Genomic DNA, 12,583 nt, shown 5'->3' with positions numbered 1-12,583 from the left:
ATCGGCGTGGAAAGAATAGCTGTACTAGGAGCAGGGAGTTGGGGAACTGCATTAGCTTTCGTATTGGCGGAAAATGGACACGATGTTCGCATTTGGGGACATAGACAACAAGTCATTGATCAAATCAACGAGACGCATCAGAATGAAAAATATCTGCCTGGTGTAGAGCTTCCTCATCAGATTAAAGGTTTTACGTCATTAGAAAAGGCAATAGAGGGTGTTGAAACCCTTATTTTAGCTGTTCCAACGAAGGCCATTCGTGAAGTGTTGCAACAGCTAAAATCCCTTACCGATGAACTGTTTACAATTGTTCACGTAAGTAAAGGAATTGAACCGGATTCTCTTTTACGTATATCTCAAATGATTCAACAAGAAATTGATACAAAAGACATCGTTGTCTTATCAGGTCCGAGTCATGCTGAAGAAGTAAGTAGAAGGCAGCCGACAACCGTGACGTCAGCTTCAACAAATATACAAGCAGCAGAAAAAGTGCAGGATTTATTTAATAATCAACAGTACTTCCGTGTTTATACAAATCCTGATGTGATTGGTGTGGAAATTGGGGGAGCGTTAAAAAATATTATTGCTCTTGCTGCTGGTATCACGGATGGACTTGGATATGGTGACAATGCGAAGGCCGCTCTTATGACTCGTGGCTTAGCTGAAATCGCTCGTTTAGGTACGGTGCTTGGCGCAAATCCTCTGACGTTCTCAGGTTTAACCGGGATTGGAGACTTGATTGTAACGTGTACAAGCGTTCATTCTCGAAATTGGCGCGCTGGTAATCTTCTTGGAAAAGGCAAAAATTTAGACGAAGTATTAGAAAATATGGGAATGGTTGTAGAAGGTGTACGCACGACGAAAGCAGCTTACCAGCTATCTCAAAAATACGACGTAAAAATGCCGATTGCTGATGCTTTATATAATGTACTGTTTAATGATGTGAAGGCAAAAGATGCAGTAGACGCGCTTATGTCTCGTACTAAAACACATGAAATGGAAGATTTAGCGAATGTTTTAGGAGAAAAATTAAATTAAGTGCAAAGAAATATGAAAAAATAGGCAATTGGTGATACCCAAAATCATTTACTTGCATAAAATAACGTGTAAATAAAGATGAGTAGAACTGTTAGTATGGGAATATTTAGTTACGGTCGAAGCGAAGAGCCCCCTTCGCTTCGATTTTTTTTATGTGAAAAAGCAGGAATTTGTCAATTTAATAGGAAAGTAATTACTATAGAGCGTAAATCAATGGAAGGTAAATAAATATTAAATTTAGAATGTTCTATTAATATCCATCTTAACTATAAGTCCTTATGTTATAATAACGGTGAAAAAAGGAGTGGATGCAATTTGTCGCCAGGTTTGTTAAAGATGTGGATTTCATTGGGTTCCATTGTATTTATGTTTATTGCGGTATTTTCTATTTACTTTAGTCGTTATAAAATCACGAACCGCGTTGGTAAAATTGTACTCGCTTTCATTGCCTATTCGCTCATGATTGTAGCAGGTCTTATTATGGTAATTGTTGTATTCAGTGGTCCGACAGATGCTTAATGTACATATGGTAGGGTGAGGAAAATGAAAAAATTCATGCTAACGTCTATTGTTGGGTTAACCATTTTTGTATTATCCGGTTGTTTGTACCCGACGGAAAGAATGTCTCAAAATCAAGTTCCTTATAAAGATCAAGTTGCTTCCGTACAAACGGCCGTTGATCAATTTAAAGAAGAAAGCGGAGGCTTATTGCCGATAAAAACGAAAGATATGGACACGCCGATTTATCAAAAATATCCGATTGACTTTACGAAAATTGTTCCTAGATACATGCAAGACGCACCTGGGAATTCGTATGAAAGCGGAGGGATATTTGCGTACGTGCTTGTGGATGCAGAAACAAAGCCCACGGTTAAATTATTAGACTTACGGATGGCGGATACGATTCAAGATGTTAATGTACATTTGAATATATACCGTCAAAACCATAAAGGATACGTACCGTTTAAAGACGTCATCGCTCCCGGCGTATTCTCTATTAACTATAAGAAATTGAATATGAAAGAACCCCCTGTCGTTACTAGCCCGTATACAGGGAATAGTCTTTCTTTAATTGTTAATGGGCAGGGAGATGTATTTGTAGATTATCGTCCTGATTTGTATGATGCCATTCAAAAGCATAAAAGCTCCTACAAACCGGGTGAAGATATCCGAAAGCTCCTTGTGGAAAACAGTGATTTTGTACCTGCTTACTCTCTTCCTTATACAGTTAACGATAAGAATGAACCAATATTTTTTAAAAAATAAGTCATGAACCCCTTCTCCTTGAATAATATTCAGAGAGAAGGGGTTTTCTCTTTCTTGTACACCAATAATGAAAATCAGAATGACTAAGTCAGCATGTGCATGAAAAAAATCATAAATTTTTCTATCAAAAGTCATATTTTAATAGGACAACGTCATAACTATATAGTGTCCTAATTTACTCTCGCAATGGATGTCATATTCCATGAACTCATAGATCGGAGGGGATCTTTTGGAAAAGGTGGATGTATTTAAAGATATCGCTGAACGTACAGGAGGCGATATATATTTAGGTGTGGTGGGAGCAGTTCGAACAGGAAAATCTACATTTATTAAAAAGTTTATGGAGCTGGTGGTCCTGCCTCACATCGAGAACGAGGCAGAAAGAGCTCGCACACAAGATGAACTACCACAAAGTGCAGCTGGAAAAACGATTATGACAACTGAGCCGAAATTCGTACCGAATCAAGCAGTCAATGTTTTGGTAGATGACGGGCTAGAAGTTAACATACGGTTAGTAGATTGTGTAGGATATACAGTGCCAGGCGCTAAAGGGTACGAAGATGAAAATGGACCTCGAATGATCAATACACCTTGGTATGAAGAACCAATTCCATTTCACGAAGCGGCTGAAATTGGAACGAGAAAGGTCATTCAAGAACACTCAACGATTGGTGTCGTCATTACAACAGATGGCTCAATTGGAGATATACCTCGTCAAGATTATGTGGAAGCAGAAGAGCGCGTCATTAATGAGCTAAAAGAAGTAGGCAAACCCTTTATCATGGTTATTAATACCGTACAGCCATATCATCCCGATACAGAAAAGCTTCGTGCAAAGCTTAATGAAAAATATGATATCCCAGTATTAGCGATGAGTGTGGAAAGCATGCGCGATACTGATGTGATGAATGTATTAAGAGAAGCACTATACGAGTTCCCTGTATTAGAAGTCAACGTTAATCTACCAAGCTGGGTAATGGTTTTAAAAGATAAACATTGGCTGCGTGAAAGCTATCAAGAAGCCGTTAAAGAAACGGTAAAAGATATTAAGAGACTGAGAGACGTTGAACGGGTAGTAGAGCAATTTAGCCAGTTTGAGTTTATCGATCAGGCTCGATTAGCCGGAATTGAGATGGGGCAGGGGATTGCCGAAATTGACTTATACGCTCCAGATGACTTATATGATCAGATTTTGAAAGAAATCGTGGGAGTAGAAATTCGCGGAAGAGATCATTTGCTGCAGTTAATGCAAGACTTTGTGCATGCAAAAACCGAGTATGATCAAGTCTCTGATGCACTTCGCATGGTTAAGCAAACGGGTTATGGTGTAGCTGCACCTTCGCTTTCAGATATGAGCCTTGATGAACCTGAAATTATTCGCCAAGGATCGCGTTTTGGAGTTCGTTTAAAAGCAGTGGCACCTTCTATACACATGATTAAAGTGGATGTAGAATCAGAATTTGCGCCGATTATCGGAACGGAGAAGCAAAGCGAAGAATTAGTTCGTTATTTGATGCAAGACTTTGAAGATGATCCGCTTTCAATTTGGAATTCAGATATATTTGGCCGCTCTCTAAGTTCAATTGTAAGAGAAGGGATTCAAGGAAAGCTGTCGCTGATGCCTGAAAATGCGCGATATAAGTTAAAAGAAACGCTAGAACGGATTATTAACGAAGGATCTGGAGGTTTAATCGCGATTATTTTATAAGAATATAACGTTAGGCTCCTCATAAAGGAGCCTCTTCTTTTTGGATAGATCATACAAAACTTTACATATATTGTGATAGATCGCGTGGTTATCCTATTCCTGCGTTATTTTCTGCTTGCTATGCCTTGTTCAATATGTTAATCTTTTAACAGAAATCGATCGATCATACTGTTTTCACTACATACATACGGCAGACGAATGAAAAACATTGAATTATTTAGTTCAATCGTTTATGATTAGGCTTGTCGATACATAGGTTATGTATAATATCCATTTGTTTTGTTAAAGAATGAGATATAACGAATTACTAGATTCCTTTTCTAACAAGGTTTTTAGTTATTATATGATCCGATTTTGGGAGGAGGTGAATGGCATGAACAAGACAGAATTAATTAATGCTGTTGCAGAAGCAAGTGAGCTTTCAAAAAAGGATGCTACAAAAGCAGTTGATGCTGTTTTCGATACAATTTTAGAAGCTTTAAAAGCTGAGGACAAAGTTCAACTTATCGGTTTTGGTAACTTCGAAGTACGTGAACGTGCTGCTCGTAAAGGACGCAATCCACAAACTGGCGAAGAAATCGAAATTCCTGCTAGCAAAGTTCCTGCATTCAAACCAGGTAAAGCTCTTAAAGATGCTGTAAAATAATATCTACATAAAATGGCTTTATTCATAGCCGTTGATGAAGAGCTTTGAAAGGTCGCACATTTGCGACCTTTCTTTTTTGCCTTTGGTATATACATATGCTAGAATTTTTTTCATAAAGTCGTAATGCAACGAATTGGAGGGCAACAACATGTCATCTGTAAATAAACCACAGATCGAACAAGCTGTGAGACTAATTTTAGAAGCAATTGGCGAAGATCCAAACCGTGAAGGATTATTAGATACACCAAAGCGAGTAGCTAAAATGTATGAGGAAGTCTTTTCCGGGTTGAATGAAGATCCAAAAGAGCATTTTAAAACAGTTTTTGGAGAAGATCATGAAGAGCTAGTGCTTGTAAAAGATATTCCTTTTTACTCTATGTGTGAACACCACTTAGTGCCTTTTTACGGAAAAGCTCATGTTGCGTATATTCCAAAAGGCGGACGAGTGACCGGTTTAAGTAAGCTGGCAAGAGCGGTAGAAGCTGTTGCGAAACGTCCTCAGCTTCAGGAGAGAATTACATCTACAGTGGCGGATTCTATTGTAGAAACATTAGAGCCGCACGGGGTAATGGTAGTAGTGGAAGCAGAGCACATGTGTATGACCATGCGAGGCATTAAAAAGCCTGGGGCTATGACAATTACTTCTGCTGTGCGTGGAGTGTTAGAACACGATGCAAGTTCTAGAGCTGAAGTTTTATCATTGATCAAATCATAATGTGGATGATGAAGGAGAAGAGAATATGACACAAAAAGGAACGCCAGAGTATATTGTCATTAAAGCGGTCGAAGATGGAGTTAACGTAATTGGCTTAACGCGAGGAGCAGATACGCGATTTCATCATTCAGAAAAACTAGATAAAGGCGAAGTGATGATTGCGCAGTTTACTGAGCATACATCCGCAATTAAAATTCGTGGCAAAGCCGTCGTTCAGACTGTTCACGGAGAAATTGAATCCGATACGAAAAAATAAGCAGGGATTTTCCTGCTTTTATTTATATTTAAAATAAATGAATAAGAACAGGAAAAACATGGTGAAACTAAAAGCAATATCTTAAATTACTGTCTAAGAAATCAAGATGGTATGTAGATGAACGGTGTTCAAGCGGATGAGCAGCTAAAGGATTTAAACCGTGAAAAAGCTTCAAAAGAATTTAAAGGATATTTTATAATGTAATTATGTTATAATTGACACTATCGATTTGGAGTTAAAAGAACTTTAAACAAATAGTGATGGAAAGGGAGACAAGGATGATGAGCGTAAAAACCATCTATGATATTGTGGCCAACATGAAAGAACAGCTTCATGTTGAATTAAGTCATCCATATGTAAAAAAATATATTCATCATCCGCGTATTGATGAAAATAGATTACTGTACATGTGTTCGTTCTTAGATACTCTTTCAATGGAAGAAGAAAAAAAGAACAGCTCTGTGCTATCTGTGATGCTCGTTCAAACCGCACTTGATACCCACGATCTAGTCTCCACTCAAAATGTTAGCGGAAATGAAGGGAAGCTGCATGAGAGGCAGCTGGTAGTTTTGGCCGGAGATTATTACAGCGGCCTGTACTATTACTATTTAGCTCAAAGCAGCCAGCTGAATTTAATGAAAGTTATAGCATCTGCTATTAAAGAAATTAATATCGCTAAGATACACATTTATAACAATCGCTCTACTAATCCACACGACGTTATGAATAGTTTTTTAGCAGCAGAATCATCGTTTGTAAGATGCTTATGTGACTATTTTGAACGTGAAGAGTGGAAAGAACTTTTAAAACATGCAGCGTATTTGAATGGGATATTAAAGCAATTAAAGTCATTACAGCATAAAGAGCCTACTCTCTTGCTAAACTATTGCAAACAAATTGGCATGAATCAAGAACAAATAAAAGAATACCTTTATTCGTATACTCAACAGTCTGTAGATATTGTTAGAGGGTACTTACGAAGTGAATTTGCGATGAATGAGTTTTTAAGAGAGCACTTAGATGAACTTACATCTAGCTTAGAAGTGTTGAAAAATGTCGTAGGAGAAGGATAGAGATATGCAGCAATCAAAAGAACAGCGTGTCCATGGCGTATTTGAAAAAATATACAAAAATTATGATCAAATGAATTCTGTTATTAGTTTTCAGCGTCATAAGGCATGGCGCAAAGATACGATGAAGCGAATGAATGTTCAAAAAGGAACAAAAGCTTTAGATGTTTGTTGCGGAACTGCGGATTGGACGCTAGCTATGGCTGAAGCAGTTGGAGAAACAGGAGAGGCAGTTGGCCTGGATTTTAGTCAAAATATGCTAAAGATTGGTGAAGAGAAAGTAAAAAACTCACCTTTTTCAAATATTACTTTACTACATGGCAATGCAATGGAGCTTCCTTTTGAAGATAATTCATTTGACTATGTAACGATTGGATTCGGACTGCGCAACGTGCCCGATTACCTTCAAGTTTTAAAGGAAATGCAGCGCGTCGTGAAACCTGGCGGAAAAGTGGTTTGCCTTGAAACGTCTCAGCCAACGATGATTGGTTACCGACAAATGTACTTGCTTTATTTTAAGTATATTATGCCTGCGCTTGGAAAGATGGTCGCTAAAAGCTATGATGAATATTCATGGCTTCAAGAGTCAGCTAGGGACTTTCCAGGTCAAAAGCAATTGGCTGATATGTTCCGTGAAGCCGGTTTGACAGATGTTGAAGTGAAATCTTACACAGGTGGAGTAGCGGCGATGCATCTAGGGTACAAACGATAAAAGAGAAAAAGCTTGTCCTACAGGTGCAACAGCCTGTAGGATAAGGAGTAAAGAATGAATATATAATGCAAGGTGAGTCCAATGAAACTAAAAATGATGTACGCTTTTTTGAATACGGATATTACCCTTATTGAGAAAGAACTTGAACAAACTGTTCATACCGATGAAACACTTATCACAGATGCTTCTCTTCACCTTTTACAAGCAGGGGGGAAACGAATTCGCCCTGTATTTGTTTTGTTGGCAGCTAAATTTGGGCATTACAATATCGACCAAATCAAACATGTGGCAGTAGCGCTTGAGCTGATTCATATGGCGTCTCTTGTTCATGATGATGTTATTGATGACGCTGATAAGCGACGGGGAAAACCAACAATTAAGGCAAAATGGGACAATCGTATTGCTATGTATACAGGGGATTACATCTTTGCTCGTGCACTTGAAGTTATGAGTGAGGTTAAAGATGTGGAAGCACATAAAATTTTATCTAATACGATGGTGGAATTAACGCTCGGTGAAATTGAACAGATTAAGGACAAATACAACCTAAACCAAAACTTACGCGTGTATCTGCGTAGAATTAAACGTAAAACGGCACTGCTAATTGCTGCAAGCTGTCAGTTAGGCGCAATTGCAGCGGGAGCTCCTGAAGATATACATAAACGTTTATTTTGGTTTGGATATTACGTGGGAATGTCATTTCAAATTACGGATGACATTTTAGATTTTATCTCATCAGAAGAACAGCTTGGGAAACCAGTTGGCAGCGACTTACTGCAAGGAAATATTACGCTGCCAGTTTTGTATGCCATTGAAAATGCTGAGTTTCGAGATAAAGTAGAACAGCTTTTCGAGAGGGAATATGAGCAAGAGCTGATCGATGAAATTATTTCTGATATTAAATCTTCTAACGCCATTGAACGTTCATTTGAGATGAGCGATCGTTATCTGCAAAAAGCGATGAGCATTTTAGAAGAACTGCCGCCAAACAAGGCGAAAAAAACGCTGCATCAAATTGCGAAGTACATTGGAAAACGGAAATTTTGATTTATTTACTTTCATAAGTTGTAAACTGCTCGAAACAATGTTAATATCTTCATGAGGTGTGATTGCGCTTTCAAAACTTGTTTACATATCATGAACTTCAGGGGTGGAGAGTAAAATGATACAAAAAACGTTTTTAATGGTCAAACCAGACGGGGTACAAAGAAGCATTATTGGTGAGGTTATTTCTCGCTTTGAGAAAAAAGGTTTTCAATTAGTTGGAGCTAAGCTTATGCATATTTCGCAGGAATTAGCTGAAACACACTATGGTGAACATAAAGAGAAACCTTTCTTCGGTGAGTTAGTGAAATTTATCACATCAGGTCCAGTTTTTGCTATGGTATGGGAAGGTGAAAACGTGATTTCAGTATCACGTCAAATGGTGGGGAAAACTAACCCTCAAGAAGCGCTTCCTGGAACTATTCGAGGTGATTATGGACTGATTGTGGATAAGAATATTATTCACGGCTCAGATTCACCAGAAAGTGCGGAGCGTGAAATCAGCTTATTCTTTGAAAGTGAAGAGCTGACTTTCTATAAAAAAGACGCAGACGCTTGGATTTACTAATTTAGATAGCGCAAAAAGACGAATGAATTTTCATTCGTCTTTTTTATTGTGTGTATAAACAGCCTTCTAGGCTATTAAGTGCAAAGATTTCCCCGCATAAACATTTTCATAATGTATTCCGATATATTAATAAGAAGATAAGCGTATATAAAGGTTTTATTTCTTTATACGTCTAACATAAACGTATAGGAATGAGAAAGGAGAGTCAAAAATGATAGATGAATACGACGCGTTTGTGGAGAAAATAAAAACAAAAACAGGCATTGATTTATCACTATATAAGCAGTCTCAAATGCACCGCCGCCTCACCTCGCTGTATGAAAAAAAAGGTTTTTCTAGTTTTTTTGAATATTATCGAGCAATGAACAGTAACAACGAACTGCTTGAGGAGTTTTTAGATCGGATGACGATTAACGTGTCAGAGTTTTATCGCAACTATCAGCGGTGGGATATATTGGAGCAAAAAATTTTACCGACTCTTGTAAAAGGAAAAACAGATCTGAAAGTGTGGAGCGCTGCCTGTTCAACAGGGGAAGAGCCGTATACACTAGCGATGGTTTTATCAACATTTTTTCCGCTTTCGCGTATTTCTATATTGGCGACCGATCTGGATGAAAAAGTAATAGAAAAAGCAAAAATAGGCTTTTATGATGAACGTTCACTTCAGGAAATGCCTGTTTCGATGAAAAATAAGTACTTTCAACAAAGAGGAACCGGGTACTTATTAGATGAAAAAATCAAAAAAACAGTTATTTTTCAAAAACATAACTTACTGTCAGACTCTTTTCCTAAAAACGTTGACTTGATTGTTTGTCGAAACGTGCTTATTTATTTTACCGATGAAGCAAAGCATGCTTTATATGAAAAGTTTAGCAGAGCTTTAGCACCTGGAGGCATCTTATTTGTAGGGAGCACAGAGCAGATTTTCACTCCGCAAAAGTATGGGTTTGAAACGGCTGATACGTTTTTTTACAGAAAAGTAAAGACCATTTAATTGAGATAACCTGAAGCGATTTCTTACAAGCTGAGGTGAAACTTTTTATATATTCTTATGTTATAGTATGGTATAGTCATATTTAAAAATGGAAAAATTCTGACGAATAATACATATTAAGCGGAGGTACGATTATGCGATATTTAACAGCAGGAGAATCACATGGTCCACAGTTGACTACTATTTTAGAGGGTGTTCCCGCAGGGCTTCCTTTAACAGCCGAAGACATCAATACAGATTTAGCGCGAAGACAAAAAGGTCATGGTCGCGGAAGACGTATGCAAATTGAAAAAGATCAAGCGGAAATTTTAAGCGGTGTTCGCCACGGCTATACGCTAGGATCTCCTATTACGTTAGCGGTAGAAAATAACGACTGGAAACACTGGACAAAAATTATGGGCATCGAGCCAATTTCTGAAGAAGAATCAGAAGAAGTAAAGCGTAAAATCTCAAGACCAAGACCAGGGCATGCCGATTTAAACGGCGCTATTAAATATGGTCATCGCGATATGAGAAATGTATTAGAACGTTCTTCAGCTCGTGAAACAACTGTAAGGGTAGCAGCAGGTGCTGTGGCTCGTCAAATCCTTGCTCAGTTCGGGATTTCTGTAGCTGGACATGTATTAGAAATTGGCGGCGTACAGGCAAATCCTCCTCAATACAAAAGCTTAGAGGAACTTCAAGAAGTCACTGAAGCTTCTCCAGTAAGATGTTTTGACTCAGCTGTTGAGAAAGACATGATGCAAGCAATCGATGATGCTAAGAAAAACGGCGATTCGATCGGAGGCGTAGTAGAAGTTATTATTGAAGGCGTGCCAGCAGGAGTGGGCAGCTATGTCCATTACGATCGTAAATTAGATGCGAAGATTGCTGCAGCTGTTATGAGCATTAATGCATTTAAAGGCGTTGAGTTTGGGATTGGATTTGAAGCGGCTCGCAGACCAGGAAGCGAAGTTCATGACGAAATTCTATGGGATGAAGAGAATGGATATACCCGTAAAACAAACAACTTAGGCGGCTTTGAAGGTGGCATGACAACAGGTATGCCAATTGTAGTACGCGGTGTAATGAAACCTATTCCAACGCTTTACAAGCCGTTAAAAAGTGTTGATATTGAAACAAAAGAAGCCTTCGAGGCAAGCATCGAACGTTCAGACAGCTGTGCTGTGCCGGCAGCAAGCGTTGTAGCAGAAGCCGTTGTAGCTTGGGAATTGGCTGATGCGCTAATCGAACAGTTTGGACAAGACCGAATTGATTTAATTGCTGAAAATATTGAGAAAATGCGTGTACATGCGAGGGAGTTTTAATGTTGCAAATTGATATTCAAACTTTATCCAAAACATATCCTCTTTATTTAGGAAATGGATTAATTGAAAAGCTGCCTTCTATTATTGAGAGTGTAAAACCTAATCTGTCGTCAGTGTTAATCATCACTGATTCAGCTGTAGATTCATATTATGGAGAAGCGGTTGTAAAAGCGATTGAGACGCAGTTTAAAGTGGCTAAATACGTAGTACCAAGCGGTGAACACGCAAAGTCATTTCAACATTACTACGATTGTCAGACTTTTGCACTCGAGCAGCAGCTTGACCGCAATGCGCTCGTTATTGCTTTCGGCGGAGGGGTAGTTGGCGATTTAGCTGGATTTGTAGCCGCTACATACATGAGAGGGGTTTCGTTTATTCAAGTGCCAACGACGCTTCTTGCTCACGATAGTGCTGTAGGCGGTAAAGTAGCCATTAATCATGAGCTTGGAAAAAATATGATTGGCGCTTTTTATCAGCCTGAAGCGGTTGTTTATGACATTGATCTTCTTAAAACGCTTCCTGAAAGAGAGTGGCGTTCCGGTTTTGCAGAAGTGATTAAACATGCTTTTATTCACGATGAAGCATTTTATGAATGGCTTCAGCAAAATATACAATCGCTGACTGATTTACAAGATGAAAAATTAATTTATGCTATTCAAAGCGGTATTTTAGTCAAAGCATCTGTTGTAAAAGAAGATGAGACAGAAGCTGGCGTTCGCGCTCACCTGAACTTTGGACATACGTTAGGTCATGCGATCGAAGCAGAGTGCGGCTATGGACAAATCAGTCACGGAGAAGGCGTAGCCATTGGGATGCTGTTTGCTATGAAAGTCAGCAATACGCTTGGGAAAAGCGAGTTCCCTGTAGCTGAAATTGCGAAATGGTTTGAAAAATTTGGCTATGAGACGTCTGTTCCAAACCACCTTTCAGCTGAAAAGCTGCTCGTGAGAATGAAAGCAGACAAGAAGTCCAAATCAAGCAATGTTCATATGGTACTGCTTGAAGGCATAGGAAAACCTTTTGTTCAACAAGTAGAAGATGAAGTGATTCTTAAGCTGCTGAATGAAGAGCTTCAAGCGTAGTTTCTTCAAAAGCCAAGTAGATAGTAGTTGACAAATGAATTTGAAACGTACTACAATTGGTAACAAGTTAGTTTAGAGATTTTAGTTATGAGAAAACAATAGACAGTTTAGTTGAGATTAGGGTAGACGAGAATGAGACAGTTGAGCAGAGTTTAGTTGAGTGAATTTTACCATTCG

Annotated in this window: 14 protein-coding genes; all 14 read left to right on the top strand. The window is 38.5% G+C overall.

Annotated features, from left to right (window positions below; translation table 11 throughout):
* Positions 1-6 precede the first annotated feature (6 nt).
* The 14 genes from LJY09_RS21435 (at position 7) to aroB (ending at position 12,406) form a co-directional block, all read left to right on the top strand.
* Positions 7-1,038 carry an NAD(P)H-dependent glycerol-3-phosphate dehydrogenase gene (locus LJY09_RS21435; protein ID WP_013059021.1) on the top strand — a complete coding sequence of 344 codons (1,032 nt, stop codon included), beginning with the start codon at positions 7-9 and terminating at the stop codon, positions 1,036-1,038.
* Between the two features lie 315 nt (positions 1,039-1,353).
* Entirely contained in the window at positions 1,354-1,557 is a 204-nt protein-coding gene (locus LJY09_RS21430; protein ID WP_028411511.1) for a DUF2768 domain-containing protein, read from the top strand.
* A gap of 24 nt (positions 1,558-1,581) precedes the next feature.
* Entirely contained in the window at positions 1,582-2,304 is a 723-nt protein-coding gene (locus tag LJY09_RS21425) for a hypothetical protein (RefSeq protein WP_028411510.1), read from the top strand.
* Positions 2,305-2,533: 229 nt separating this feature from the next.
* A complete protein-coding gene (gene spoIVA, locus LJY09_RS21420; RefSeq protein WP_013059017.1) occupies positions 2,534-4,012 on the top strand; it encodes a stage IV sporulation protein A in 1,479 nt (492 codons plus the stop codon).
* Positions 4,013-4,385: 373 nt separating this feature from the next.
* Entirely contained in the window at positions 4,386-4,658 is a 273-nt protein-coding gene (locus LJY09_RS21415; protein WP_013059016.1) for an HU family DNA-binding protein, read from the top strand.
* 148 nt (positions 4,659-4,806) lie between these two features.
* On the top strand, positions 4,807-5,373 hold the full coding sequence (gene folE, locus LJY09_RS21410) for a GTP cyclohydrolase I FolE (protein WP_013059015.1): 567 nt from the start codon (positions 4,807-4,809) through the stop codon (positions 5,371-5,373).
* A gap of 25 nt (positions 5,374-5,398) precedes the next feature.
* The gene (mtrB, locus tag LJY09_RS21405) at positions 5,399-5,629 is read left to right on the top strand and encodes a trp RNA-binding attenuation protein MtrB (RefSeq protein ID WP_028411509.1); all 231 of its coding nucleotides are present in this window, start codon (positions 5,399-5,401) and stop codon (positions 5,627-5,629) included.
* 278 nt (positions 5,630-5,907) lie between these two features.
* Positions 5,908-6,702 carry a heptaprenyl diphosphate synthase component 1 gene (locus tag LJY09_RS21400; RefSeq protein WP_028411508.1) on the top strand — a complete coding sequence of 265 codons (795 nt, stop codon included), beginning with the start codon at positions 5,908-5,910 and terminating at the stop codon, positions 6,700-6,702.
* Positions 6,703-6,706: 4 nt separating this feature from the next.
* Positions 6,707-7,411, top strand: coding sequence for a demethylmenaquinone methyltransferase (locus LJY09_RS21395; protein ID WP_013059012.1), 705 nt, complete (start codon positions 6,707-6,709; stop codon positions 7,409-7,411).
* Positions 7,412-7,492: 81 nt separating this feature from the next.
* Positions 7,493-8,458, top strand: a complete 966-nt coding sequence (gene hepT / locus LJY09_RS21390; RefSeq protein WP_028411507.1) for a heptaprenyl diphosphate synthase component II — start codon at positions 7,493-7,495, stop codon at positions 8,456-8,458.
* Positions 8,459-8,573: 115 nt separating this feature from the next.
* On the top strand, positions 8,574-9,023 hold the full coding sequence (gene ndk, locus LJY09_RS21385) for a nucleoside-diphosphate kinase (RefSeq protein WP_013059010.1): 450 nt from the start codon (positions 8,574-8,576) through the stop codon (positions 9,021-9,023).
* A gap of 211 nt (positions 9,024-9,234) precedes the next feature.
* Positions 9,235-10,017 carry a CheR family methyltransferase gene (locus tag LJY09_RS21380; RefSeq protein ID WP_028411506.1) on the top strand — a complete coding sequence of 261 codons (783 nt, stop codon included), beginning with the start codon at positions 9,235-9,237 and terminating at the stop codon, positions 10,015-10,017.
* A 134-nt stretch (positions 10,018-10,151) separates the two neighbouring features.
* Positions 10,152-11,324, top strand: coding sequence for a chorismate synthase (aroC, locus tag LJY09_RS21375; protein WP_028411505.1), 1,173 nt, complete (start codon positions 10,152-10,154; stop codon positions 11,322-11,324).
* Positions 11,324-12,406 carry a 3-dehydroquinate synthase gene (aroB, locus tag LJY09_RS21370; protein ID WP_176343446.1) on the top strand — a complete coding sequence of 361 codons (1,083 nt, stop codon included), beginning with the start codon at positions 11,324-11,326 and terminating at the stop codon, positions 12,404-12,406. The genes aroC and aroB overlap by 1 nt, the downstream gene beginning before the upstream one ends.
* The last annotated feature ends 177 nt before the right edge of the window (positions 12,407-12,583 follow it).

This window comes from Priestia sp. J2, assembly GCF_020790095.1.
GTDB classification, from domain to species: Bacteria; Bacillota; Bacilli; order Bacillales; family Bacillaceae_H; genus Priestia; species Priestia zanthoxyli.
Note: the sequence above shows the minus strand (reverse complement) of the source record. Positions and strands in the feature narration are given on the sequence as shown.

What these genes read in the sequence shown, in the direction of transcription:
- folE (WP_013059015.1), top strand. Translation starts at nt 4,807, where the DNA reads ATGTCATCTGTAAATAAACCACAGATCGAACAAGCTGTGAGACTAATT.
- LJY09_RS21380 (WP_028411506.1), top strand. Translation starts at nt 9,235, where the DNA reads ATGATAGATGAATACGACGCGTTTGTGGAGAAAATAAAAACAAAAACA.
- hepT (WP_028411507.1), top strand. Translation starts at nt 7,493, where the DNA reads ATGAAACTAAAAATGATGTACGCTTTTTTGAATACGGATATTACCCTT.
- aroC (WP_028411505.1), top strand. Translation starts at nt 10,152, where the DNA reads ATGCGATATTTAACAGCAGGAGAATCACATGGTCCACAGTTGACTACT.
- mtrB (WP_028411509.1), top strand. Translation starts at nt 5,399, where the DNA reads ATGACACAAAAAGGAACGCCAGAGTATATTGTCATTAAAGCGGTCGAA.
- LJY09_RS21415 (WP_013059016.1), top strand. Translation starts at nt 4,386, where the DNA reads ATGAACAAGACAGAATTAATTAATGCTGTTGCAGAAGCAAGTGAGCTT.
- LJY09_RS21395 (WP_013059012.1), top strand. Translation starts at nt 6,707, where the DNA reads ATGCAGCAATCAAAAGAACAGCGTGTCCATGGCGTATTTGAAAAAATA.
- ndk (WP_013059010.1), top strand. Translation starts at nt 8,574, where the DNA reads ATGATACAAAAAACGTTTTTAATGGTCAAACCAGACGGGGTACAAAGA.
- aroB (WP_176343446.1), top strand. Translation starts at nt 11,324, where the DNA reads ATGTTGCAAATTGATATTCAAACTTTATCCAAAACATATCCTCTTTAT.
- LJY09_RS21400 (WP_028411508.1), top strand. Translation starts at nt 5,908, where the DNA reads ATGATGAGCGTAAAAACCATCTATGATATTGTGGCCAACATGAAAGAA.
- LJY09_RS21425 (WP_028411510.1), top strand. Translation starts at nt 1,582, where the DNA reads ATGAAAAAATTCATGCTAACGTCTATTGTTGGGTTAACCATTTTTGTA.